We start from the raw sequence: 25,178 nt of genomic DNA on the forward strand, positions 1-25,178 counted from the left end.
GCCTCGGCATGACGGCAGCATGAGGCGACGCACTGCCCCGCCTCACTCCCCGATCCACGACCCGCGCAGGTCGCTGTCATGCAGCAACTGCAGCAGCGTGCCCGCCGGGCGACTCAAGCGCTTCGCCGCCAGCGCGATGAATTCCACCGACGGCAGCGTCGGCAGTCCGGCCGCATTCAACGGCGGCGCGAGGCCGCGCGCGGCCAGATACTGCGGCCGCACGGTGATGCCGAGTCCGCCGCGCGCGGCCGCGATACAGCCGGAATGACTGCTGCTCGTGCAGACGATCTGCCAGCTCGCGCCGGCTTCGGCGAGCGCATCGAGCACGACCGCGCGCGTCACGCTCGGCTCGGCGACCAGAATCAGCGGCAGCGGCTGACCCAGATCGACGAGCGTGCCGGTCCGCGCCAGCCATTCGAGGCGCCCGGTGAAAAGCGGCACGCCGCGCCGGTCACCGAGCCGGCGCTTGCCGACCAGCAGATCGATCGCGCCCGCGTCGAGCAACTCGTAGAGCCTGCCCGTCATGCCGATCGTGATTTCCAGTTCGACGTCGGGATGCGCGTTGCGAAACGCCGCGAGCACGGTGGGGAGCGGGCCGAGCGCGATGTCGTCCGACGAGCCGAGCCGCACGCGCCCCTTCAGACGCGGCGCGCGAAACTGCGATTCCGCGCGCGACAGCGCCTGCAGGATCACGCTCGCATGCGCGAGCATCGCTTCGCCGTCGGGTGTCATCGCGAGCGAATGGGTGTCGCGCACGAACAGGCGCCGGCCCACGCTCTGTTCGAGGCGCCGGATATGTTCGCTGACGCTCGACTGCGTCAGGTCGAGCCGCCGCCCCGCTTCGGTGAAGCTATGGCAAGCCGCGACGGTCGAGAAGGTCTTGAGCCAGATTGGATTGAGCATGCGTGATTGTGGCGCTGCTTATCGGCATTGTCGATAACAGTCAGCGGGCTTAGTGGGGTTCCCGATTGACGAGGATGTCAATAAGATGACGGAATTCCGCCTGGCCCCGCTCTGGCGGCGCTTTGCCGCCGCCGCGCCCGCTGTCGAAAACATGACCAAGGATTCCTCTCAAACCGCCCTACTATGGATCGTCGCCGCCGGCTTCTTCATGCAGTCGCTCGACACGACGATCGTCAACACCGCGCTGCCGTCGATCGCGAACAGCCTGCGCGTCGCGCCGCTCGCGATGCAACCGGTCGTCGTCGCCTACACGCTGACGATGGCGATGCTGACGCCCGCCTCCGGCTGGCTTGCCGACCGCTTCGGCACCCGCCGCGTCTATTTCGCCGCCATTCTCGTGTTCGTGCTCGGCTCGATCTGCTGCTCGAGCGCGCACACGCTCGGCCAGCTCGTGATGGCGCGCGTGCTGCAAGGCCTCGGCGGCTCGATGCTGCTGCCGATCGGACGCCTCGCGGTGCTGCGCAGCGTGTCGGGCGAGCAATACGTGTCGGCGCTCGCGTTCATATCGATCGCGGGGCAGCTCGGCCCGATCGCCGGGCCAACGCTCGGCGGCTGGTTCGTGCAGGCGATCACGTGGCACTGGATCTTTCTGATCAACGTGCCGATCGGCGCGCTCGGTCTGTACGCGGTGCATCGCTTTCTGCCGTCGCATGACGAGGCGCAGGCGCCGCCGTTCGATGTGATCGGCTGCGCCCTGCTGTCGTCGTGCATGATCGCGTTTTCGCTCGCGATCGACGCGCCGGTCCCTTCGCATCGCGCGGCGTGGTCGGCGGGGCTGTTCGCGTTGGCCGTCGCCAGCGCGCTCGCCTACGTTCCGTACGCCAGAAACCGCCGCGATCCGCTGTTCAAGCTGTCGCTGTTCGGCGAGCCGAACTTCAGCGTCGGCCTGATCGGCAACCTCGTATGCCGGGTCGGTTCGAGCGCGGTGCCGTTCCTTGTGCCGCTGCTGCTGCAATTGCAGCTCGGCTACTCGCCGCTGCACTCGGGTCTGATGATGCTGCCCGCGGCACTCGCCGGCACGCTCGCGAAACGCTGGATCGCGCCGCTCGTGCGCCGCTACGGCTACGATACGTTCCTGCTCGTCAACACGGTCATCGTCGGCTCGGCGATCGTCGCGTTCTCGCTGATTTCGCTCGGCACACCGCTCGTGATCGAAATCGCGATCCTCGCGGTGTTCGGCGCGGCCAACTCGATGCAGTTCGCGGCGATGAACAGTGTCACGCTGAAGGACCTGTCGCACGAAGACGCCGGCATGGGCAATAGCCTGTTCTCGATGGTGCAGATGCTTGCGATCGGGCTTGGCGTGTCGATCGGCGGCGGGCTCGTCAATCTGTTCGCGGCGCAATGGTCGGCGGCGCTCGGCTTCCGGCTCGCATTCGTGTGCGTCGGCGCGATCACGCTCGTGTCCGCGTGGATCTTTCGCCACCTCGACGACCCGTCTGGCACGCGCGTGATTCGCGGCCAGGCTGCGCCGAGCGCGGGGCGTTGAGACGCGACGCGTTTCATCGCGTGCCGGCGCATGCATTCGAAAGGTCTTGGCGTTAGCATGTCGGGCATCCATGGCTACCAGGCAGGGAGCCCCCGATGCCATTCGATGAGCGCGTGCTGAACGGCATGGGCGTCCTGACTGCGATCGTCGATTGCGGCAGTTTCGCGGCCGCTGGTGAAGCGCTCGACATGTCGCAATCGGGCGTAAGCCGCTCGGTCGCCCGGCTCGAAGCACGCCTCGGTATTCGTCTGTTCGACCGCACCACGCGCTCGGTCACGCTGACCGACGAAGGCCGGCGTTTCTACGAGCAGATCGTGCCGCTGCTCGGCGGACTCGAGGAAGCGGCCGCCTCCGCCGCGCACGGCGCGACCGCGGTGCGGGGCCGTCTGCGCGTCAACATGGACCCGTTCTTTTCGCGGCTCGTGCTCGGGCCGCGCCTCGGCGGCTTCATCGACAAACACCCGGACCTGCAGCTCGAACTCGTCACGCGCGACCAGTTGGGCGACATGGTCGGGGACGGCTTCGATGTCGCGATCCGCTTCGGCGACCCGCCGGTGTCGACGCTCGTCGCCCGCAAGCTGCTCGATACGCGCATCCTGACCGTCGCGGCGCCGTCGTATCTGAAGAAGCATGCCAAGCCGGCGAATCCGGGCGAGCTCGAAGACGGCCGGCATATCTGCATCAAGTTTCGCGATCCGCTCACCGGTTATCCGTTCAGCTGGGAATTCCATCGCGGCCGCAAGCAGCTCGCGCTGACGCCGCAGGGGCGGCTGACCGTCAACGACATCGGCACGCTGCATAGCGTATGCATCGCGGGCCAGGGCATCGCGCAGATTCTCGCGCTCGGTGCGGAGTCGCTGCTTACGAGCGCAAGCTGATCGAGCTCTTTCCGGATTGGGGCGACGAGGTGTACCCGCTGTATGCGCTGTATCCGTCGCGGCACCATCCGCCGGCCAAGGTGCGCGTGTTTCTCGACTTCATCATGTCGCTGACGGGCGGCAGGCCGCGCCACGCGGTTGCCTGAGCGCGGAACGTTTGTTTGCTCCCGCCCGGGTCCGCCTCTTGCTGCCGGAGGTTTGTCTTCCCTCCAGGAGAGCAGCGATGAGCAAAACGACGGAAAAATCCCAAGGCGAAGCAAAAAGCGCGGCCGACAACGAATCGAAAAGCGAGGCCAGCGCCCAGACCGAGGATTTCGCGCATCCGCACCGCGCCGTGCATAGCGACAACGCGAAGAGCAAGATGCCCGAGCGCCACGACGAAGGTCACAAGCAGTCTCCGGCGGACCGTCCGGGCAAAAAGCCCGGCGAGGGCGAACCGTCAGTCGGTTGAAAAAATAGAACCCTATATCGGAGCGGCCCTGGCTGCGTCGTGCATCCGGGCCGCATCACTTTTCCCTTCCAGCACCTTTCTGTAAGCAAACATTTCTTCCTCATTTTTACCGAATATTTTTTTGACGCCTTGGACTATTTTGCTGCTTGCAGCAAGGTGTGCGCCCTGCGAACCGGCTGCCGCTTTCCGCCGGTTTTTGCCGCTTCCGATCGATAAAAGGCGTCATCATGTCCAACGCGTCAAGTTCTCCCCTCGCCCGTGCGGCGCTCGCCCATGTGTCCATCTGCGTGCCCACCTGCAATCGTCCCGACCTGCTGATCGAATGCGTCGACTCGTGCCTCGCGCAAAGCTATCCGCATGTCGAAATCGTGATCGGCGACGATTCGACGGACGCGCGCTCGCGGCAACTGATCTTGCAGCGTTACCGCGACGAGCCGCGCGTGCGCTACGAGAAGCACGAGCCGCCGCTTGGCCAGGCGCGCAATGTGTCGAGCCTGTTCGAGCGGGCGCGCGGCGACAAGATCCTGCTGATCCACGACGACGATCTGCTGACGAGCGACGCCGTCGACAAACTCGTGTCGTTATGGCAGCGCTATCCGCGGCTCGATGCGGCATTCGGTGCGCAATACGAAGCGGATCACGACGGCGCGATCGATCTCGCCGCGAGCGCGCGCCTGAACGAGGCGTTCCGGCGCACTGAGGCCCGCGAGGGTCTCCAGCCGCTCGCGGGCCGCACCGGCCTGATCCAGATGTTTCCGAACAATGGCTGGATGGCCGACGCGCGGCTCGTCAAGCGGGTCGGCTACGACGCGCGGTATGGCGTCTGCTGCGACTACGTGTTCGGCACCGAGCTATGCCTGGCCGCGCGCGAGGTGTTTTATCTGCACGACTACGTGTCGGTGTATCGGAAGACCGCGACGTCGGTCTCGCACAGCACGCGCGGCACGAGCATGGCCGCAACGTTGAGCGCCTATGCGTTCGTGAAGTCGCTGCGTCTGCCGGCGCCGCTCGAACCGTCGCGGCGGCAGGCGCTGCGGCGGCTCGCACCGATCGTGGTGTCGATTCACGCGAGCAACGGCGAGGCGCGCGCGGGCTGGCGCATCGCGCGCGCGCATCTGTTCGCCTACAACTACGGCTTTAGCGCGCGGCTTTACTACCATCTGCTGATGCTGGCGCGCGCGGCCTGGCGTGGCCGTCTGCCGATGCCGCGCGCCGCGGCCGATGCTGTCGCCGGCGTAGCGGCGACGCCTTCGATGGCGACGGTCGCGGCGGTTGGCGCGGCCACGGTGAATGAGGCCGCGAGGGTCGATGCGTTCGTCGACAACGGGCCGAAGCCGGTATGAAATGCGACAGGCGCGTCGCGACCGATCGACGGCATCGCCGGCCGCGCGGTGCAGATTCATCTGCGCAGCGGCGCGAGGATGGATCAGGCCGAGAGCTTGCGCGACCTGCTGCATGCGTGGCGGACACGGATCGTCGTCAGTTGAGCGAAGCGCGCTGCTCCTCGCTTGCGGATTGACGCGCAAACGTCGATGCCATGAAAAACGGCGGCCCGGTTGCCCTGGACCGCCGCCTGAACGCTGCCATCGCGGCACGACGTTTCGCCGTGTCCGACTAGCGGTTCACGGCTCGTGCCGCAGATACCCTTCCGACGAGGGATCGCGCATGCGCAGCGACACGATACCCGCGAGTGCACACAGCGCCGTCACGTACCAGAAGAACATCGTCTCGACACCGGCGGACTTCAGCCACAGCGCGACATATTCCGCCGAGCCGCCGAAGATCGCATTGGCGAGCGCATACGACAGCCCCACGCCAAGCGCACGCACTTGCGGTGGAAACATTTCCGCCTTGATCAGGCCGCTGATCGACGTATAGAAGCTGACGATCGCGAGCGCCACCACGACCAACGCGAAGGCCGCATACGGGCTCGTCACGTCTTTCAGCGCATGCAGCAGCGGCACCGTGCCGAGGGTCGCGAACAGGCCGAAACACAGCATCGAGCGGCGCCGCCCGATGCGGTCCGACAACGCGCCGAACGCCGGCTGCATCAGCATGTAGACGAACAACGCGGCGGTCATCACCGAGCTCGCGGTCTTCGCGTGCATGCCGGCCGTGTTGACCAGGTACTTTTGCATGTAGGTGGTGAACGTATAGAAGATCAGCGAGCCGCCGGCCGTGAAGCCGAGCACCGTCATGAATGCGGTCTTGTGCTCCCACAGCCCGCGCAGCGTGCCCGCTTCCTTGCGCTGGCGCATCGCCGCGGTGGTGGTTTCATCAAGGGATTTACGCAGATAGAGCGCGATCAACGCGGCGAAGGCGCCAATCACGAACGGCACACGCCAGCCCCACGCCTTCAGCTCTTCGGTCGTCAGCGTCTGTTGCAGGGTCACGAGCACCAGCAGCGCGCACAGTTGGCCGCCGATCAGCGTCACATACTGGAACGACGCGAAAAAGCCACGCCGGCCCTTCAACGCGACTTCGCTCATATAGGTCGCGCTGGTGCCGTATTCGCCGCCCACCGACAGCCCCTGCAACAGCCGCGCGAGCAGCAGCAACGCCGGCGCGAGCGCGCCGATCTGCGCGTAGGTGGGCAGCATCGCGATCACCAGCGAGCCGCCGCACATCATGAATACCGACACCATCATCGCGGTGCGGCGACCACGTTTGTCGGCGAGCCGCCCGAAGAACCAGCCGCCAATCGGCCGCATCAGGAAGCCCGCGGCGAACACGCCGGCCGTGTTCAGCAACTGCGTGGTCGTGTTGCCGCTCGGGAAGAACGACGGCGCGAAGTAAAGCGCCGTGAACGAATACACATAGAAGTCGAACCACTCGACGAGATTGCCCGATGAAGCGCCGACGATTGCAAAAATGCGGCGCCGCGTGTCGTGCGCCGAGGCCACGACGTATTGTTCGGTTTGGTCGTTCATGCTGGTGTCTTTCCTTATTTAAACGAGGAGGACGGTCGTGGTGCCGCCTTGATGTCGCGCGCCCAGCCTGAGCGGCCGCCGCGGGTGCGCGAATTTTACATAAATGAAAGCACAGGAAGGTTTTTTGTCAGCATGGCCTGATGAAAGCCCTGGGTCGGCCGGATTTGCGCACCAATAGAACAAAGCCCCTGCCAGTTGGGGACTGGCAGGGGCTTGACGGGCGACACGGACCGCTCAGGCGGGAGTCAGGCGGCGCTCATATTCTCACGGACGGCGGCATATACCGGCAGTCGTAGCGTTTTCTGACGGTACCGTTTTCGTCGACGCTCTCGAGGTACACGTCGAACTGCCACAAGCGCGCCATGTGCTTGAGCACCTCCTCGCTATCCGACGACAGGTGCCGGTTGTCGCTCATGAAATGCCTCAACGTCAGGCTGCGATCGCCGCGTGTATTGACGGCCCACACCTGAATGTTCGGCTCGCGGTGATGCATGTCGTACTGCCGCGACAACGCCTGGCGCACGTACTGGTAGCCGCTATCGTCGTGAATCGCCGACACTTCGAGCGCGTCGCGCATGTCGTCGTCGAGCACCGAGAACAGGCGCATTTCGCGGATCAGATGCGGCGACAGATACTGCGCGATGAAGCTCTCGTCCTTGAAGTTGCGCATCGCGTAGTGCATCGCGGGCAGCCACGGACTGCCGGCCAGATTCGGAAACCACTTGCGGTCTTCGTCGGTCGGCGCTTCGCAGATGCGCCGGATATCGCTCATCATCGAAAAGCCCAGCGCATACGGATTGATGCCGCTGTAATACGGTTTCGTGACCGGCGGCTGATAGACGACGTTGCTGTGTGAATGGAGAAACTCCATCATGAAGCCGTCTTCGAGCTTGCCCTGGTTGTACATCGTATTGAGCAGCGTGTAGTGCCAGAACGTCGCCCAGCCTTCGTTCATCACCTGGGTCTGCCGCTGCGGATAGAAGTACTGACCGATCTTGCGCACGATGCGGATCACCTCGCGCTCCCACGCTTCGAGCAGCGGCGCGTTTTTCTCCGCGAAATACAGCAGGTTTTCCTGCGGCTCGGGCGGATAGCGCCCCTCGACCTCTTCGGGCAGCGGCGTATGGCGCGTGGGCAACGTGCGCCACAACTCGTTGACCTGCGACTGCAGATACGCCTCACGTTCGCGACGCGCCGCGAACTCCTTCTGGAGCGACAGCTTCTGCGGCCGCTTGTAGCGGTCCACGCCGTAATTCATCAGCGCGTGGCACGAGTCGAGCAATTCCTCGACGCGATCGAGCCCATAGCGCTCCTCGCATTCCGCGATGTAATTCTTTGCGTAGACGAGGTAGTCGATGATCGCGTGCGCGTCCGTCCATAAGCCGAACAGATAGTTGCCCTTGAAGAACGAGTTGTGACCGTAGGCCGCATGCGCGATGACGAGCGCCTGCATCGTCATCGTGTTCTCTTCCATCAGATAGGCGATGCAGGGGTTCGAATTGATGACGATTTCGTACGCGAGCCCCATCTGGCCGCGGCGATAGCTTTTTTCGGTAGCAAGGAAATGTTTGCCGAACGACCAGTGACGGTAGTTCACCGGCATGCCGACGGACGCATAGGCATCCATCATTTGTTCGGCGCTGATGAGTTCGAGCTGGATCGGATATACGTCGAGCTCGTATTGCTCCGCAACACGGGCAATATGCGAGTCGTACTCTTCGATCAATTCGAAGGTCCAGTCGGACGGGCACGGCAGAGGCCGTCTATCGGCTACGTTCATACGGACTTCCCTTTGCCCTCGTTGGGCGTTCCGGTGTGTCCCGTGCTGCAGCATCGCGGACTGCTCCGGCGTGAGCGGCTCCCGTGCTGGCCGCTCCTGCCTCGGCATGCCCCGACTGTCGCTGCGGCACGCCTTTGTTGCGCTGCGGCGCGGTCATACGGCGGGTCGCCCCTGGGTCACCCCTTGTCGTACGAATCGCCGCGCGCTTCGTCGTTCAGGCGCTTCGTGCGCCACCAGTATCCCATCAAGAAGTCGCCGCCTGCTTCTCGAACAGCTCGCGAAACACCGGATAAATATCGGCCGCGGTTTCGACCTTCTTCATCGCCATGTGCGGTTGCGACAGCGCCAGTTGCGCGTATTCGAGCCACAGATTCTGCTCTTCGGGCGTCACCTGAATATACGCAAAATACCGCACCTTCTCCAGGATGTCATCCGAGAGTATTTTGCGGCACTTCGGCGAGTCGTCGGTCCAGTTGTCGCCGTCCGACGCCTGGGCGCCGTAAATGTTCCATTCAGTCGGCGAGTAGCGCTCGTCCATCACCTTGCGCATCAGTTCGAGCGCGCTCGACACCACGGTACCGCCGCTTTCGGTCGAGTGGAAGAACGTGTCTTCGTCGACTTCCTCGGCGCGCGTGTGGTGGCGGATGAACACGACTTCGATGCGCTCGTAGTTACGCTTCAGGAACAGGTACAGCAGGATGAAGAAGCGCTTCGCGAGATCCTTGCGCTGCTCGTCCATCGAACCGGACACGTCCATCAGGCAGAACATCACCGCCTGGCTCGACGGCGTGGGCTGCTTCACGCGATTCACGTAGCGCAGATCGAACGGATCGATGAACGGGATCCGCCAGATGCGTCCTTTCAGATGGTGGATGTCGTCCTCGAGCAGCTTGATCTCGTCGCGGCGATCGGCGGGATCGGCCTTCAACTCTTCCAGCTGCCGCTCCATTTCGTGCAGCTGGTTGACGAGCGGCGCGCCGAGCGCGATGCGCCGGCCGAGCGCGCTGCGCAACGAGCGCACCACGTCGATATTGTTTGGCGTGCCCTCCGCGGCCCAGCCCGCGCGGACGCTTTTCCACGTCGGCACGGCCATCAGATGGGTCTTGACGAGACGCGGCAGTTCGAGGTCGTCGAAGAAATACTGCATGAACTCTTCGCGGCTCAGCTCGAACACGAAGTCGTCCTGACCCTCGCCCTCGTTGCTGGCCTGACTGCCTCCGCCGCCGCCACCGCCGCCTTGCGGGCGCTGGATCTTGTCGCCGCGGATGTAGTCCGAGTTGCCGGGATGCACCATCTCGCGCCGGCCGCCCGGTCCATGACGGAACGACGGCTCCGCGATGTCCTTGCGCGGAATGGTGATGCTCTGGGTGTTCTGGATGTCCTTGATGCTGCGATCGCGCACCGCCTCCGAAACGGCACGACGAATATAGCTTTTGACGCGGCGCAAAAAGCGCTCACGGTTCGCAATACTCTTGTTCTTGCCTGCCAACCTGCGGTCGATGATTTGATGAAGCACGCCCGGTCTCCCGTCCATGCAACCGCGATTCCCTGCGGCCGCACTAATATTTCGGGTGCGCGAGACGCCCGCCGCGCAGTGCAATGCTATGCGGCTTGCGCCTCGCCGGTTGCCCGTACGGTCGAACCGTACGGGCGGCACACCATGAGTATCATGCGCGCATCACGACGACTTGCGCACGCGCAGATACCAGTCGCACAGCAAGCGCACCTGCTTCGGCGTATAGCCCTTCGCCACCATGCGATTGACGAAGTCTTCATGCTTGCGCTGCTCTTCGGCCGAGCCTTTCGCGTTGAACGAGATCACCGGCAACAGCTCTTCCGTGTTCGAGAACATCTTCTTTTCGATCACGACGCGCAGCTTCTCGTAGCTGATCCACGCGGGGTTCTTGCCCGCATTCGCGGCCCGCGCACGCAGCACGAAATTCACGATCTCGTTGCGGAAGTCCTTCGGATTGCTGATGCCCGCGGGCTTCTCGATTTTCTCCAGCTCGGCGTTCAACGCGGCACGGTCGAAGCTCTCGCCGGTGTCGTGGTCGCGGAACTCCTGATCCTGGATCCAGAAGTCCGCATACGTGACATAGCGGTCGAAGATGTTCTGACCGTACTCGGAGTACGACTCCAGGTACGCGGTCTGAATCTCCTTGCCGATGAACTCCGCATAGCGCGACGCGAGCACGTCCTTGATGAAGGACAGATACTTCTGCTCGGTTTCCGGCGGGAACTGCTCGCGTTCGATCTGCTGTTCGAGCACGTACATCAGATGCACCGGATTGGCCGCGACCTCGGTCGAGTCGAAGTTGAACACGCGCGACAGAATCTTGAACGCGAAGCGGGTCGACACGCCGGTCATGCCTTCGTCGACGCCCCCGAAGTCGCGATACTCCTGATACGACTTCGCCTTCGGGTCCGTGTCCTTCAGATTCTCGCCGTCGTAGACCTGCATCTTTGAGAACAGGCTCGAGTTCTCCGGCTCGTGCAAACGCGTGAGCACGGACAACTGCCCCATCATCTTCAGCGTGCCCGGCGCGCAGACCGCGCTGGCGAGCGACGAGTTGCGCAGCAGCTTCTCGTAGATCTTGACCTCTTCGCTATAGCGCAGGCAGTACGGCACCTTGACGACGAAGATCCGGTCGAGCAGTGCCTCGTTGTTACGGTTGTTGCGGAATGCCTTCCATTCCGATTCGTTCGAGTGAGCGAGGATAATGCCGTCGAACGGAATCGCGCCGAAGCCTTCCGTGCCCTTGAAGTTGCCTTCCTGGGTCGCCGTGAGCAGCGGGTGCAACACCTTGATCGGCGCCTTGAACATTTCGACGAACTCGAGCAGGCCCTGATTGGCGAGGCACAGGCCGCCCGAGTAGCTGTACGCGTCGGCATCGTCCTGCGCGTACTGTTCGAGCTTGCGGATGTCGACCTTGCCGACCAGCGACGAAATGTCCTGATTGTTCTCGTCGCCCGGTTCGGTCTTCGAGATAGCGATCTGGCGAAGGATCGACGGATAGCGGCGCACCACGCGGAACTTGCGGATGTCGCCGTTGTACTCGTGCAGGCGCTTGACCGCCCACGGACTCAGAATGCCTCGCAGGTAGCGACGAGGAATGCCATATTGCTCTTCGAGGATCGGACCGTCTTCCTCGTAGTCGAACAGACCGAGCGGCGATTCGTTGACGGGCGAGCCCTTGATCGCATAGAACGGCACGCGTTCCATCAATTGCTTCAGACGTTCCGCGATCGACGACTTGCCGCCGCCGACCGGTCCTAACAGATACAGGATCTGCTTCTTTTCTTCGAGCCCCTGGGCCGAATGCCGGAAGTAGGCGACCACCTGCTCGATCACCTCTTCCATTCCGTAGAATTCACGGAATGCGGGGTATACCTTGATGACCTTGTTCGCGAAGATACGCGATAAACGCGGATCGTTGCGAGTGTCGATCTGTTCCGGTTCTCCGATTGCCGTCAACATGCGTTCGCCCGCAGTGGCGTACGCGGCGGGATTGTCTTTGCAGAGCGCGAGATACTCCTCGAGCGAGAGTTCGTCCTCCCGTGTTTTCTCGAAGCGGGTCGCGAAACTGCTGTAGATATCCATGCTACCTCCTCGCCGAAGTCTGGGGCGATGTCGTGCGCGGCGCGCTATTCGGAAACGACATCGCTCGAATTCATCCTAAACCCTTTTAAATTTTTTTTCACGGACTACGTTGCGAAAATCGCGCCGTAACCGCCACCGCTACAATCCTCACTTGGAAACAGAGATTCGACCACCTACAATTTTTTTTACTCGTGCAGCAACCAGTCACATCATCTGCTGCCCCGCTGTATCGCTACTTTCTTCAGCACCGCATCGCTATTCAGTGCTCCTGCAGGACTTCGGCGGACCGCTGCATCGCGTCAAGTCACCGCGTTGCTATTGCACATCCCGTACCCGCACCGTCGACCCTCCATCAAAATGCGGCTGTCTGCGCACGCACACTTCGTCACCAAAGGCATGCACGTGACGAACTCGCGGCGCTCTCATAGGTATACGGAAGGACGCGGCAAAGTTGCAACAAATGCATTCGAACAGTTTGACGATTCAAAGACTGCCACCGTTTCAAATTCGCCAAAAATAAAAACGGCTGCACGCGGGCAGCCGTTTGGAATCAAGCGTTGTAATTTGCGGTTACAAGCGCCGCAGCATCGATCAGGTCAGTTCAATTTCCACTTCACCCAATCCGTCGATATGACCACGCACGATGCCGGGTTCGTCGATCTTGTGCGCGCCGACGTATGAACCGGTGGTCAAGGTCCAGTTGCGCTCGATCGTGATGCCCATCGCCGCGCAATGGTTGACGAACCACACGAGCAGCTCGCGCGGATCGCCTGCCGGATTGCCGGTCACTTCCGGTATCAGCGAGCGGCCGTTGAAACTCAGCTCCAGTTCCGGCGACACGAAGTCGAAGCCGCGCGCGAGGCTCGCATAGACGGCCGGATGGCCGGTGATCAGCGCGCCGTTGTTCTGCGCGTCGGCCAACTGCGCGAGCGGCGCGACGTTCGGCCATTCGGCGAAGCGGCTGTCGACGATCTCGATGGCCGGCAGCACGGCGCCGACCTTCGACAGTACCTCGTCGCGCGCATACGCCTGAGCGCGCGGCTCGATCGTCACGTCGAAGCGGAACGCGATCTCGAGCTCCACCAGCACGCGAAAGAATCCGTCATGCGCGAGCCTCGCTGGCGACGGCATCACCAGCGAAGCCGGAATCGGTGCGCCCGACGCGGCGCCGCCCGGCGACTTCGCGCCGATCTTCCACGCGCCGGTCGACTCGCCGAGGCCCACGATCACCGCCTGCTGGATCGCGTAGGCGGTCGCCGCGTCGGGCGGCAGGCTGTCGGGTGCGGGCGCGTCGATCGGCCGGCGCTGCCGGCGCGCCTCGACGAGGCGTTGCGCAAGATCGTATCGCGTCATGTCGGTTCTTTGTGGCTGGCGCATGGCAGGGTTCGCAGGACGTAGCAATATGTGGGAACCACCTGTTGGAGGTGCGGGCAGCCGCGCGCCGCGCAAACGGATCGGGGCCGTGCCCGTCAATGTACCGGATCGCGACACGCGCCGGTGAAAGGCGGCGGCGCGCAAACGTTAATTCTTGCCGCAGCTGAAAAAAACCGCGCATGGGGTGTCCAGGCGCGGCTTTTCGCGAAGCGATCGTCGCGGGTGCGACGCGGATGCCGGACAGCTAGCGAACGGGAACGCGAACGGCTGTTGCGCCGAACGTCGCGTCTCGACTCACCCGACGCACGACAGCGCCGCCGCCCATGTACACCTGATCCGAGCCAGCTCAGAAGGTCTCCCAATCCTGGTCGCTGCCGGCCGTCGCCGCGGACCTGGCCGGCGCGCGCGTGGGCGTGGGCGTGGACGCGGCCGCTACCTGCGGCGCGACAGCGCCCCCGGCCGGGTTCGATGTCTTCGCCGGCAACGCCGCCTGCGCGGTAGCCGGCGCGAGCTTGCGTGCGCGTGTAGCGACCGGGCGCGTGGACACCGGGCGCTTCGGCGCCGCAAGCGCCGACGCCGCTTCGTGACCGCCACGGCCGCTGTCGTCGACCTGGAACACCGCGACCGCGCTGCGCAGCCGCGCCGCCTGCTCTTCGAGCGACGACGCGGCGGCGGCCGCTTCCTCGACGAGCGCCGCATTCTGCTGCGTGACCTCGTCCATCTGCGTGACCGCGCGCGCGACCTGGTCGATGCCGCCGCTCTGCTCCTCCGACGCCGCCGCGATCTCGCCCATGATGTCGGTCACGCGCTGCACCGCGCCGATGATTTCGCTCATCGTGCGGCCGGCCTCGTCGACGAGCGCCGAGCCCGACTGCACGCGCTCGACCGACGTATCGATCAGCTCCTTGATCTCCTTGGCCGCCGCCGACGAACGCTGCGCGAGGCTGCGCACTTCGCCCGCGACGACCGCGAAGCCGCGCCCCTCCTCGCCGGCGCGCGCCGCCTCGACGGCTGCGTTCAACGCGAGGATGTTGGTCTGGAAGGCAATGCCTTCGATGATCGAGATGATGTCGGCGATCTTCGCCGAGCTCTGGTTGATGTCGCCCATCGTGCCGACCACCTGGCCGACCACCGCGCTACCCTTGTTGGCGATCTCGGACGCGTTGGCCGCGAGCGCGCTCGCCTGGCGCGCGTTGTCGGCATTCTGCCGCACCGTGCCGGTCAGCTGCTCCATGCTCGAGGCGGTTTCCTGCAGCGCCGACGCCTGCTCCTCGGTCCGCGACGACAGGTCGATGTTGCCCGCCGCGATCTGGCGCGTCGCGGTCGCGATCGACTCGCTACCGCCGCGCACGCTGCGCACCGTTTCGGTGAGGCTGCGCTGCATTCTGGCGATTCCTTCGAGCAGTTGCCCCATTTCGTCGCGCGATGTCGCGATCACCGGACGACGCAGATCGCCGGCCGCAATCGCATCGAAGTGGCCGAGCGCTTCGTCGAGCGGACGCGCGATCGAGCGGCTCAGCGTCAGATACGACAGCGCCGCCGCCAGCACGCCGACCACCAGCGCGCCGATGCTGACCACGCGGAACGTCTGGAAACTGCTCTGCGCGGAGTCGAAGCCCTCCCTGGCCGAATCGAACTGGTATTTGCGCAGTGCGTCGTCGGCGCCGACGAGGTCGTTGAAGACGACCTGCAGATTCTTCGCGTGCTCGACCAGCTTGCCCTGATCGTTCGCCGTGATCGCCACCGCGAACGTTTCGAGTTGCTGATGCAGCGCGTTGCGCTTCGCGGCGACGTCCTGCGCAAGCCGGTCTTCGTCCGCGTCGCGTGGCAAATCGAGATATTTTTTCCACCACGTGTCGGACGTGCCCCCGAGCATGCGCCCGCGCTCGATGGTGGTGGCCGCTTCCGGCGTGCCGACCAGGAACGCGGCGCGGTCGAGCGCGAGTCGTTCGCGCGCCGCGTAGATTTCCGCGTTGCCGATGTTCACCGCGCCCGGCATCGCGTTGGTGAACGTGTCCTCATAGGCGTCGTTCGAACGGCTCATGCCGAACAGACCGAAAACGCCGATCGCAACCAGCAACGCGGCGAGGAACGCCATCGTGAGGCCAATTCGCGCCTTGATCGTGATGCCTTTATTCAACATGCTTGGTCCTGTGTGCTGTACTCAATGAGAGGCTGCTGCCTACGCAGCGTGGGAGCGGCGTGTGTTGGGTCCGGCGCTTTTTTGAAAGAGCGCTCTAATTTCGTTTACGGCAGCGCATTCATAGACTTGAAGCATTTAAAAGTATGAACAAAGACGTTGTAAGACGTTGAAAGCAAGTTGACTGGAAATGAGTGCGTTCGCGGCGCGCAGGGAAACGCGGCGATATTCGTCAAAGCACGATTTTTGACGTTGTGTTGGCGGGAATGGGTGGAGATGCGAGCCGTTCGGAGTCGCCCGAAGCGGTGGCAGGACAGTTCGATCAGGCAGCGTGCGCGGTGCCAATGCCGCCGCGGCGTCAGTCCGATGCGTCGACCTCGGAGCGCGTCGGAATCGATGGCTGTGCGCCCGCGCGCGTCACCGATAGCGCGGCGGCGCGCTGCGCGAAGCGGATCGCCGCATCGACGCTCGCGCCCTGCGCGAGCTGCGCCGCGAAGCCGCCGATGAAGGTGTCGCCGGCCGCGGTCGTATCGACCGCCTCGACGCGCGGCGCGTCGTACAGCGTCGCGGCCGCGCCTTCGAGCGACGCGTGCACGCCGCGCGCACCGAGCGTGACCAGCACGTTGCGTGCGCCGGCCGCGCGCAATGCGGCGGCGGCCCGTGCGGCGTCCTCGGGCGAGTCGACGGGCAGACCGCTCAGCGCGGCGGCTTCGAGTTCGTTCGGAATCAGGTAGTCGATCAGCGGCGGCCAGTCGGCCGGCAACGGGCCGGTGGCGGGCGCCGGATTCAGGATCACGGTCTTGCCGAGCCGCCGCGCCGCCGCCAGCGCCGCGCGCACCGATTCGGGCGGGGTTTCGAGCTGACAGACCACGACGGCGGCGGCGGCGAGCGTCGCTTCGTGTCGCGCGATGGTGGCCGGCGTGACCTCGCCGTTGCTGCCCGCGACGATCACGATCGTGTTCTGGCTCGCATCGTCGACGACGATCAGCGCCACACCGCTCGGCTCCCTGCCGGTTTCGAGCGCGGCGCAGTCGATGCGCTCCGCTTCGAGGCCCGCGCGCAGCTGCGCGCCATTCGCATCGGCACCGACGCAGCCGAGCATCGACACCTGCGCGCCGAGCCGCGCGGCCGCGACCGCCTGGTTGCCGCCCTTGCCGCCCGCGACCTGCGCGAAGCCGCGGCCGGCCAGCGTCTCGCCCGGTTGGGGCAGGCGTGGCGAACGCACCACGAGGTCCATGTTCAGACTACCGACCACCGTGACGCGTGCGCGCGTTGGGTTGCTTGCCACTCGAGTGTCCTCCGTTGCGCGACGGGTCGCGTCGCTATTGCGCGCGCGTCCTTCGAGCGCCCCTCATGCGTCCTTGATCCGGCGCATCAGGCCGCCAGATCCCGCCGTTCCTCGCCCGCCCATGTCGCGGTGGACTCCCGCACGATCAGCCGCGGCGACACCACGCGGCGGCGCGCAGGCGCTCGCGTGGTGCGGTTCGACGACGCCTCGGCGATCCGGTCGATCAGCGTCTGCGCGGCCGTGTCGCCAAGCGCGCGCACCGACTGTCCGACCGTCGACAGCGACGGGAACGTGAAGCGGCCCAGCTCGATATCGTCGAAACCGATGATCGAGCAATCGCGCGGCACGCTGATATTGCGCTCCGCCGCCGCGCGCAACGCGCCGATGCCCATCATGTCGTTGCCCGCAAAAATCGCCGACGGCCTGACCGTATCGAACAGCTGCGCGGCCGCGCGATGTCCGCCCGTCCCCGAAAAATCGCTTTCGACGATCGCATCGGCCGGAATCTCGATGCCACGCTCGGCCATCGCGCGAATGAAGCCGTGCACCCGCATCGCGCTGACCGCGGTCTGCACCGGCCCCGTGATGCAACCGATCCGCACATGCCCGAGCTCGAGCAGATGCCGGGTGGCCAGATACGCGCCCTTCTCGTGATCGATCTGCACGAGGTCCGCGCTGACTCCCTCGATGTTGCGGTCCACCACCACGAGCGGCTCGCGCGCGTCGGCGAGCGCCTGCGCGAGCACAGCGTCGTCGCCGGCCGACGCGACGATCAACCCGTCGATGCGTTTTTCCTGCAGCACGCGCAGATAGTTGCGCTGCTTCGCGGGGTCATCGTCGGAGTTGCAGAAGAACACGCAGTAGCCATTGCGCGCGCAGCCGTCCTCGATGCCGCGCGCGAGCTCCGCGAAATACGGGTTCGTGCTGTTCGGCACCACCAGTCCGATCGTCGCGGTCGCGCGCGACTTCAGCGAGCGCGCGACCGCCGACGGCACATAGTGCAGTTGACGGATCGCGTGCTCGACTTTCGCGCGCACATCGGCCGACACCGGCCGCGAGTTGTTCACGACGTGCGATACCGTCGTGAACGACACGCCCGCCACCGCCGCTACATCCTTGATCGTCGTCATAACCTGTTGCTCTCCTGTCGAACGGAGTTAGCGCTTTAGCGCTTACTCCGGTCCCATGCAAAACCCCGTTAGGTCTGTTGCTCCCGCCGGATGCGCCGCATGGCGACCCACGGATGTCTTCATCGAAGACAGACCACGCTCATTCATCGTTGCGCGGCGGCTCCCACCTCAGGCGCGTTTGCGACGGCTGCGGTACGTATCGAGCACCACCGCCACCACGATCACCGCGCCGGTGATCATGCGCTTGGTCGGCTCGTTCGCGCCGATCTGCGCGAGACCCGCCGCCAGCACCGAAATGATCAGCACGCCAAAGAACGTGCTGATAACCGAACCACGCCCGCCCATCAGACTCGTGCCGCCGATCACGACCGCCGCGATCACCTGCAGCTCCAGGCCGACACCCGCATTCGGATCGGCCGCCTCGAGCCGCGAGATCTGGAACAGCGCCGCGAGTCCGGACAGCGCGCCCATCAGCGCGAACACGATCACCTTGTACGGCCGCGGATTGACGCCCGCGAGCCGCACCGCTTCCTCGTTGGTGCCGATCCCGACCAGATAGCGCCCGAATACCGTGCGCGTCAGCACCAGCTGCGCGATCACCATCACCGCGACCGCCATCAGAAAGGCCGGCGAGATGCCAAGCGCGATCGGGTTCGACAGAAAATCGAACGCATCGCCGATATACGCGGTGCGCGAATTGGTCATCTGATACGCCATGCCGCGCGCCGCCTCGAGCACGCCGAGCGACACGATGAACGACGGAATTCGCCAGCCCACCGTCACCGCGCCGGTCACGGTGCCGGTCAGCGCCGCGACCGCGACCCCGAGCAGCGCGCCGGCAGCTGGCCCCCAGCCCCACTTCAGCGTCACCACGCTGACCACCGACGCCCCGAGCGCGAGCACCGAGCCCACCGACAGATCGATCCCCGCGATGATCAGCACGAAGGTCATGCCGACCGACATCACGACGAGATCCGGAATCTGGTTCGCGATCGTGCTGAACGTGTCGTAGGTCAGAAAGTGCGAACTCAGCAGCGAGAACAGCACGATCATCGCGAGCAGCGCGCCGGCGAGGCCCAGGTAGTTCGAAAAGCCGAGCCGCGTGCCGGCCGGCTTGCCGCTCGCGAGCGGCGCCGACGGATCGGCGGGCGGCGTCACGGCGGGCGCGTCCGGCGCACCGCCTTGCTTGCCGTCCTGCTGGCCATCCTGCTGGCCGCCCAAATGGCCGTCCTGTTTGACACCCGCTGCCTCGCGCCACGATTGATCGGTCATCACAGACTCCCTGCTTCGTTGACGCCGTGCGTGTGCAGCAGCGCGTCACGGCCGCGGTAGCCGGCGAACGCAGCCGCGAGCAGCGCATCCTGGCTCCAGCTCGCGCGCTCGAACACGCCTGTCATGCTGCCCGCCGACATCACGCCGATCCGGTCGCAGATCAGCATCAGTTCGCGCAGATCGCTCGACACCACGACGAGCGCACGGCCGTCGCGAGCGAGCGCGCCCATCAGGCCGTAAATATCGAACTTCGCGCCGACGTCGATGCCGCGCGTCGGTTCGTCGAACAACAGCACGCGGCAGTCGCGCGCGAGCCAGCGGCCGATCACGACCTTCTGCTGGTTGCCGCCCGACAGCTCGCCGACAACCTGCGCGGGCCCCGAGCTGCGAATCCGCATCGCGGCGATCTGCTTGTGCGCCAGCGCGTTCTCGCGCTTCGCGTCGACCACGCCGTGCCGCGCGACGCTGCCGAGATTGCCGAGCGACAGGTTGGCCGCGATCGGTTGCGGCAGCAGCAGGCCTTCGCCCTTGCGGTCTTCGGTGATCAGCGCGATACCCGCGCGTACCGCGTCCGCCGGCGAGTCGATTCGCACCGGCGTAGGCGGCGCGCCCGGCGTCGCGGCGAGCGACACGCTGCCGCGGTCCTTGCGGTCGGCGCCGTAGATGAGCCGCATCAGCTCGGTGCGGCCCGCGCCGATCAGTCCGCTCACACCGAAAATCTCGCCCGCGCGCACCTCGAACGACACGTCGCGCACGACCTTGCCGCGCGCGAGCCGCTCCACTTTCAGGAGCGGCGCGCCGATGTTGCGCTCGCCGAGATCGATATGCTCGCCGAGCTCGCGGCCGACCATCCACGTGACGATCTGCTCGCTCGTCAGGTTCGCCATCGCGTCGACATGCACGAGGCGGCCGTCGCGCAGCACCGCGACCCGTTCGGCGACCCGCGCCAGTTCCTCGAGCCGGTGCGAGATATAGACGAGCGCGACGCCGCGAGCCTTGAGCCGCCCGATCTGCTCGAACAGCAGATCGACCTCGCGCGCGGTCAGCATCGCGGTCGGCTCGTCGAGGATCAGCACGCGGCAGTCGTCGATCAGGTTGCGGGCGATCTCGACCATCTGCTGATGACCGATGCCCAGTTCGCCGACCAGCGTGTCGGGATCGATCGCGTCGAGCCCGACCTGCGTCATCGCCTCGCGCGCGTTCTCGCGCAGCTTGCCGCGATCGATCCAGCCGAAGCTGAACGCGCCCGCACGCGGCAGCCGGTTCAGGAACAGGTTCTCGGCGACCGACAGCGTAGGCAGCAGATTCAACTCCTGCATGACCATGCGCACGCCGAGCGCCTCGGCCTCGGTGCGGCTCGCGGGCGCGTACGGCGCGTCGGCAAGCCGCATCGTGCCCGCGCTCGCTTCGACCAGCCCGCCGATGATCTTCGACAGCGTGCTCTTGCCCGCGCCGTTCTCGCCGGTCAACGCCAATACCTCGCCCGCTCGCAGCGACAGCGATACGTCGGCGAGCACCGGTTCGGCATAGGTCTTGCCGATGCCGCTGACGCTCAGTACGACAGGCAAGGCGTCGTGGTCGGTCGAATCCATCGCGCTCCTGGTTACATGGCGCTTCTGGCGCCTTCGTGGCGCCCCACTACGCGGAATGCACAGCTGCTCATGGCCGCGCTCCCTCTCACCAAGCGAGCCGCCGTCATGACGCTTATCTCTGGGATTAACGGCGGTGCGGCGGGATTCTTGAGCGTTCGTTGAATAAAAGCGGATCGCTGGGTGGTGGTTTGCCTCTAAAACACGCTATCCATAATTCGTGGTGATTTTTGCGGCTTCCCGTGCGTTTTTCCGGCTGCGCCCGGCTCGTGCTTCACGCCGGGCGCGGCGCGCTTACTTCAGGGTGTCCTTCGTCACCAGAACGACCGGCGTTTCGACGACGCCCGACAGCTGCGACTGCTTCTTGTTTTCGCTCAATGCCTTCAACGCGGTATCGATCCCGAACACGGCCTGCTTCGCCGCGAACTGGTCGGCGGTGGCGAGCACGCGGCCGTCCTTCAGCATCGGATGGATCGCGTTGATGTTGTCGTAGCCGACCACCAGCACCTTGCCCTGCTTGCCGGCCGCGCGCACGGCCGACACCGCGCCGATCGCCATGTTGTCGTTGCCGGCGAGCAGCGCCTTCAGGTTCGGATACTCGTTGAGCATGGCCGATGCGACCGCGTTGCCCTTGTCGATTTCCCACTCGCCCGACTGCACCGACACGACTTTCGCGCCGACTGCCTGCATCGCGTCCTTGAAGCCCGCGGTACGCTGCTGCGCGTTGGTGGTGGTCGACACGCCTTCGAGGATGCCGACCTCGTCGCCGGCCTTCAGGCGCTTCGCGAGGTAGTCACCGACGAGCCGCGCGCCCTTGCGATTGTCGGGGCCGACGAACGGCACGTTCAGGTCTTTCGACTTCAGCACGTCCGGATCGAGCCGGTTGTCGATGTTGACGACGATGATGCCCGCGTCGACCGCCTTCTTGACGACCGGCACCAGCGCCTTCGAATCGGCCGGCGCGAGCACGATCGCGTCGACCTTCGACACGATCATCTGCTCGACGATGCGGATCTGGTTGGCGGTGTCGGTTTCGTCCTTGATGCCGTTGGTGATCAGGTCGAACTTGCCGGGGTTCTGCTTCTGATAGTCTTTCGCCCCGGTCTCCATGGTCAGGAAGAACTCGTTGGCGAGCGACTTCATCACGAGCGCGACCTTCGGCTTATGAGCCGGGGCGTTCTGCGCGTGGGCGGCGGAAAAAGGCAGGACGGCGGAGGCGGTGGCGAGAACTGCGGCGGCAAGAATGCGACGACGGGTTCGATGGCTCATGCGTATCTCCAAGGTTGTCAGGCTCGCGGGCGAGCCGTATTTTTTGTGATGCGCAAACGTTTGCGAGGCCCATTCTCAGCGCAAGCTCTTCGGAATGTCAACGATTCGCGCTGTTGCAACGCACCGGCGCGCAACATCTGCGGCGCCGCAATGCGCTCGATCGATCCGGGCAGCGTGTGGCAAGGTTCCCTCGCTCAGTTCGTGCAGTCGATGACGCCTGTGCGTCGCGTGCGGCGCGACCCACAGGCCGCTTATGCTGGCCTGGTATCGCGCGCGCCGCAAGTGAAACCCCGAGGAAATTGAACGGCGCGCCAGCTACAGCCAGCCGGCCTTGCGAAAACGCCGGTACAGCACGCAGTCGATCGCCAGCATCACCGCCAGCACGACCGGATAGCCGAACTTGAAATGCAGCTCGGGAATGCGCTCGAAGTTCATCCCGTAGATGCCGGCGATCATGGTCGGCACCGCGAACAGCGCCGCGAACGAGCCGAGCCGCTTGGTGATTTCGCTCTCGGCGAGCGAGATCATGCCGAGGTTCACCTGCACCGCCGTGACGACGATTTCGCGGCGCCCCTCGATGGTTCTGACGATCCGGTCGAGGTGGTCGTAGACGTCGCGGAAGTACGCCTGCATGCCTGCGCAAACACTCGGAATGCGGCCGCCCGTCAGTTTGCCGACCGCTTCCTGCAGCGGCACGATATGGTGCTGGAGGATCACGAGCCGGCGCTTCATCGAGTACAGGTCCTGCACGATCGCGCGCGAGGCGGCCGAATCGTTCTTCTCGAAGATGCGGTCCTCGAGCGTTTCGAGCTCGGTGCTCATCGCCTCGATGATCGGGAAATAACGGTCGACCACGTCGTCGATCAGTGCGTACAGCACGAACGCCGAGCCTTCCTTCAACAGATGCGGCTCGCGCTCGCAGCGCGTCCGCACGCTCTGGAAACCGGTGCGCGTGCCGCGGCGCACCGACAGCACATAGTTGGTGCCGGCGAACACATCGACTTCGCCGATCACCAGCTCGCCTGTCTCATCCATCTCGACCGTGTGCATCACGGTGAAGACCGAATCGCCGTACTCCTCGATTTTCGGGCGCTGATGACCGTGTTGCGCGTCTTCGATCGCGAGCTCGTGCAGATTGAATTCGTCTTTCATGGCCGCGAGTTCCTCCGGCTCCGGGTCTTTCAGTGCGACCCAGACGAAGCACTCGCGCCGCGAGACGTAGTCGCTGATGCTGTCGATATCGATGTCGGCGAGTTTCCGGCCGTCCTGATAGGCGGCGCAATTGATCAGCATGTTCGGATTACCTTGCATACAAAAGCAGACCTCGCCACCCTCTCACGTAAGCATTGCGTAAGACGGTCGACGGGTCTGCATGAACGGACAAGCACGCTTCCAGCCGGCTTGAATCAGCCGCCATGTTAAGACGTGCCGCGTGAGCCGCGCGTTTCCAATTGTTAATGCGCGACGACAGGCTACTGCGCGACCCGCTGCAGGCCGATGCGGTGATCGTCGTTGAACGTGACCGAGGCGCGGTTCGTGTAGCGCGGGTCGGCCGTCACGACGAAGTTCAGCTCGATGACCGGATCGAACTGCGTCGATACGCCGATCCGATGCGCGCCGGGCCGCAGATAGAACACCACGTGCTCGCCGTTCATCAGGTCGGTCACGCGCTCGCCGTCGATATAGACGAGCGCATTGCGGAACCGCACGATCACGTCGCGCGAACGCTCGCGCCGCACGTCCACCGCGACGAGGCCGGGGCCCGGCGCCGTATAGCCCTGTCTGACGATGCGCTCGGCAGGCACCGGTTTGAACGGTACCGGCTCGGCCGGCGTCGACGCGCAGCCGGCCAGCGTGAGCACGCTGAGCGCGACGCATGCGGCCAACGCGGCGCAGCGTGCGGACCCGGCCATCCGTGCGGCTCGGCAGCGGCAAGACAGGCGCCTCGGCATGCTGGTTCTCCCCTGTGCTCTCGATTGCGGCCCGCGTTTCCGACTACGCGGTGTGGGTCGTCGCTCCGTGTCCGCCGGTTCGGCGGACACGGTACGCTCGTACGCATCACCGTTGCGCATCATAGCAACGCGCGGACATACCGCCAGCCCCGGCGCACGGAGCTCGGGCGCCGCGCCTCTTGCATGGCGCGGCGTTCTTCTTCATGATCGGTGCAGGCGGCCGCGCTCGCGGCTGGCCATCGTCGGTTGCCGGCATGCCTGTCGATCCGCGTCGCCGGACGCACGATCAAGGAGACTGCGATGTGGTATTTCACCTGGATTCTCGGCGTGGGTGTGGCGCTCGGCTTCGGCATCATCAACGTGATGTGGCTCGAGGCCAACGGCACGTTCGCGCGCGACCCGCGCCCCGATGACGCCGCCGCGCCGCGTGAGGACAAGCCTGCGTGACTTCTCTGGTTTTCTTTTGCGGTCATGCGGGCACGGGCAAGACGACGCTGGCGAAAAAACTGCTCGGCCCGCTGATGAAAGTGAGCGGCACCCCCTTCTGCCTGCTCGACAAGGACACGCTGTACGGCGGCTATAGCGCGGCCGCGATGGCGATGCTGACCGGCAATCCGAACGATCGCGACAGCCCTCTTTTCCTGCAGCATCTGCGCGACCCCGAGTATCGCGGCCTCATCGATACGGCGCGCGACAATCTCGAACTCGGCATCAGCGCGTTGGTCGTCGGCCCGCTGTCTCGCGAGGTGCGCGAGCGGCGGCTGTTCGATCATGCGTGGCTCGGCGTCGCGTCGGACGTGAGGTTGCGTGTCGTGTGGGTGCGGACCTCGGAGGACGTGGCGCGGCAGCGGATCGTCGCGCGCGCGAATCCCAACGATGCGTACAAGCTCGCGCACTGGGACGACTACCGGCGGCGGCGCTTCGAGCCGAGCGGCGCGAGCCGCGAGGGTCTGCTGATGTTCGACAATACCGCGCCCAGTTCGGCGGACCATGAAGCGCTCCTCGCGCAAATCGTGGCTGGATGACGGCCCTCCCTTCTGTCTGGCGAGTGCCGCGCCGGCCCGATGATGGC

The 25,178-nt window shown here is 64.9% G+C and carries 19 protein-coding genes and 1 pseudogene; 6 read left to right on the plus strand and 14 right to left on the minus strand.

The features are described 5' to 3' along the window. Positions 1 to 42: 42 nt before the first annotated feature. On the minus strand, positions 43 to 903 hold the full coding sequence (locus OKW26_RS26095) for a LysR family transcriptional regulator (RefSeq protein ID WP_429355662.1): 861 nt from the start codon (positions 901 to 903) through the stop codon (positions 43 to 45). 151 nt (positions 904 to 1,054) lie between these two features. Between OKW26_RS26095 and OKW26_RS26100 the strand changes: the two genes are divergently transcribed. From OKW26_RS26100 to OKW26_RS26115, 4 genes and pseudogenes are all read left to right on the plus strand, one after another. Further along, complete coding sequence (locus OKW26_RS26100) at positions 1,055 to 2,452, plus strand: DHA2 family efflux MFS transporter permease subunit (RefSeq protein WP_429357131.1); 1,398 nt, start codon at positions 1,055 to 1,057, stop codon at positions 2,450 to 2,452. A 95-nt stretch (positions 2,453 to 2,547) separates the two neighbouring features. Continuing rightward, positions 2,548 to 3,476, plus strand: a pseudogene (locus OKW26_RS26105) (LysR family transcriptional regulator). Positions 3,477 to 3,553: 77 nt separating this feature from the next. Then, positions 3,554 to 3,781, plus strand: a complete 228-nt coding sequence (locus tag OKW26_RS26110) for a hypothetical protein (protein ID WP_018417758.1) — start codon at positions 3,554 to 3,556, stop codon at positions 3,779 to 3,781. Between the two features lie 227 nt (positions 3,782 to 4,008). Further along, complete coding sequence (locus OKW26_RS26115; protein WP_429355663.1) at positions 4,009 to 5,124, plus strand: glycosyltransferase family 2 protein; 1,116 nt, start codon at positions 4,009 to 4,011, stop codon at positions 5,122 to 5,124. A gap of 279 nt (positions 5,125 to 5,403) precedes the next feature. Here OKW26_RS26115 and OKW26_RS26120 read toward each other — a convergent pair whose 3' ends face one another. From OKW26_RS26120 to OKW26_RS26180, 13 genes are all read right to left on the minus strand, one after another. Further along, on the minus strand, positions 5,404 to 6,711 hold the full coding sequence (locus OKW26_RS26120; RefSeq protein WP_429355664.1) for an MFS family transporter: 1,308 nt from the start codon (positions 6,709 to 6,711) through the stop codon (positions 5,404 to 5,406). Between the two features lie 256 nt (positions 6,712 to 6,967). Further along, complete coding sequence (locus OKW26_RS26125; RefSeq protein ID WP_184049337.1) at positions 6,968 to 8,491, minus strand: SpoVR family protein; 1,524 nt, start codon at positions 8,489 to 8,491, stop codon at positions 6,968 to 6,970. A gap of 244 nt (positions 8,492 to 8,735) precedes the next feature. Continuing rightward, positions 8,736 to 10,007, minus strand: a complete 1,272-nt coding sequence (locus tag OKW26_RS26130; RefSeq protein WP_429355665.1) for a YeaH/YhbH family protein — start codon at positions 10,005 to 10,007, stop codon at positions 8,736 to 8,738. A 162-nt stretch (positions 10,008 to 10,169) separates the two neighbouring features. Next, the gene (locus OKW26_RS26135; protein WP_184056670.1) at positions 10,170 to 12,092 is read right to left on the minus strand and encodes a PrkA family serine protein kinase; all 1,923 of its coding nucleotides are present in this window, start codon (positions 12,090 to 12,092) and stop codon (positions 10,170 to 10,172) included. Between the two features lie 591 nt (positions 12,093 to 12,683). Beyond that, positions 12,684 to 13,445: a 2-keto-4-pentenoate hydratase gene (locus OKW26_RS26140; RefSeq protein WP_090805819.1), complete on the minus strand. Its 762-nt coding sequence runs from the start codon at positions 13,443 to 13,445 to the stop codon at positions 12,684 to 12,686. A gap of 367 nt (positions 13,446 to 13,812) precedes the next feature. Continuing rightward, positions 13,813 to 15,609, minus strand: a complete 1,797-nt coding sequence (locus OKW26_RS26145) for a methyl-accepting chemotaxis protein (protein ID WP_429355666.1) — start codon at positions 15,607 to 15,609, stop codon at positions 13,813 to 13,815. A gap of 355 nt (positions 15,610 to 15,964) precedes the next feature. Further along, positions 15,965 to 16,894 carry a ribokinase gene (rbsK, locus tag OKW26_RS26150; RefSeq protein WP_429355667.1) on the minus strand — a complete coding sequence of 310 codons (930 nt, stop codon included), beginning with the start codon at positions 16,892 to 16,894 and terminating at the stop codon, positions 15,965 to 15,967. 86 nt (positions 16,895 to 16,980) lie between these two features. After that, positions 16,981 to 18,024 carry a LacI family DNA-binding transcriptional regulator gene (locus OKW26_RS26155; RefSeq protein ID WP_184056684.1) on the minus strand — a complete coding sequence of 348 codons (1,044 nt, stop codon included), beginning with the start codon at positions 18,022 to 18,024 and terminating at the stop codon, positions 16,981 to 16,983. A 168-nt stretch (positions 18,025 to 18,192) separates the two neighbouring features. Continuing rightward, on the minus strand, positions 18,193 to 19,296 hold the full coding sequence (locus OKW26_RS26160; protein ID WP_184056687.1) for an ABC transporter permease: 1,104 nt from the start codon (positions 19,294 to 19,296) through the stop codon (positions 18,193 to 18,195). Then, positions 19,296 to 20,888, minus strand: coding sequence for a sugar ABC transporter ATP-binding protein (locus OKW26_RS26165; protein ID WP_429355668.1), 1,593 nt, complete (start codon positions 20,886 to 20,888; stop codon positions 19,296 to 19,298). The genes OKW26_RS26160 and OKW26_RS26165 overlap by 1 nt, the downstream gene beginning before the upstream one ends. A 291-nt stretch (positions 20,889 to 21,179) precedes the next feature. Beyond that, positions 21,180 to 22,154: a sugar ABC transporter substrate-binding protein gene (locus OKW26_RS26170; protein ID WP_184022717.1), complete on the minus strand. Its 975-nt coding sequence runs from the start codon at positions 22,152 to 22,154 to the stop codon at positions 21,180 to 21,182. Positions 22,155 to 22,469: 315 nt separating this feature from the next. Beyond that, positions 22,470 to 23,447 (minus strand): magnesium/cobalt transporter CorA, encoded by a 978-nt coding sequence (gene corA / locus OKW26_RS26175; protein WP_184056692.1) that lies wholly within the window; start codon positions 23,445 to 23,447, stop codon positions 22,470 to 22,472. Positions 23,448 to 23,626: 179 nt separating this feature from the next. Further along, positions 23,627 to 24,067, minus strand: a complete 441-nt coding sequence (locus tag OKW26_RS26180; RefSeq protein ID WP_260320941.1) for a hypothetical protein — start codon at positions 24,065 to 24,067, stop codon at positions 23,627 to 23,629. A gap of 339 nt (positions 24,068 to 24,406) precedes the next feature. Between OKW26_RS26180 and cydX the strand changes: the two genes are divergently transcribed. Next, positions 24,407 to 24,553 carry a cytochrome bd-I oxidase subunit CydX gene (cydX, locus tag OKW26_RS26185; RefSeq protein ID WP_184056699.1) on the plus strand — a complete coding sequence of 49 codons (147 nt, stop codon included), beginning with the start codon at positions 24,407 to 24,409 and terminating at the stop codon, positions 24,551 to 24,553. Then, positions 24,550 to 25,131 (plus strand): AAA family ATPase, encoded by a 582-nt coding sequence (locus OKW26_RS26190; protein ID WP_429355669.1) that lies wholly within the window; start codon positions 24,550 to 24,552, stop codon positions 25,129 to 25,131. The genes cydX and OKW26_RS26190 overlap by 4 nt, the downstream gene beginning before the upstream one ends. The last annotated feature ends 47 nt before the right edge of the window (positions 25,132 to 25,178 follow it).

Origin of the sequence: Paraburkholderia sp. 32 (genome assembly GCF_050435345.1) — a bacterium.
Taxonomy (GTDB): domain Bacteria; phylum Pseudomonadota; class Gammaproteobacteria; order Burkholderiales; family Burkholderiaceae; genus Paraburkholderia; species Paraburkholderia tuberum.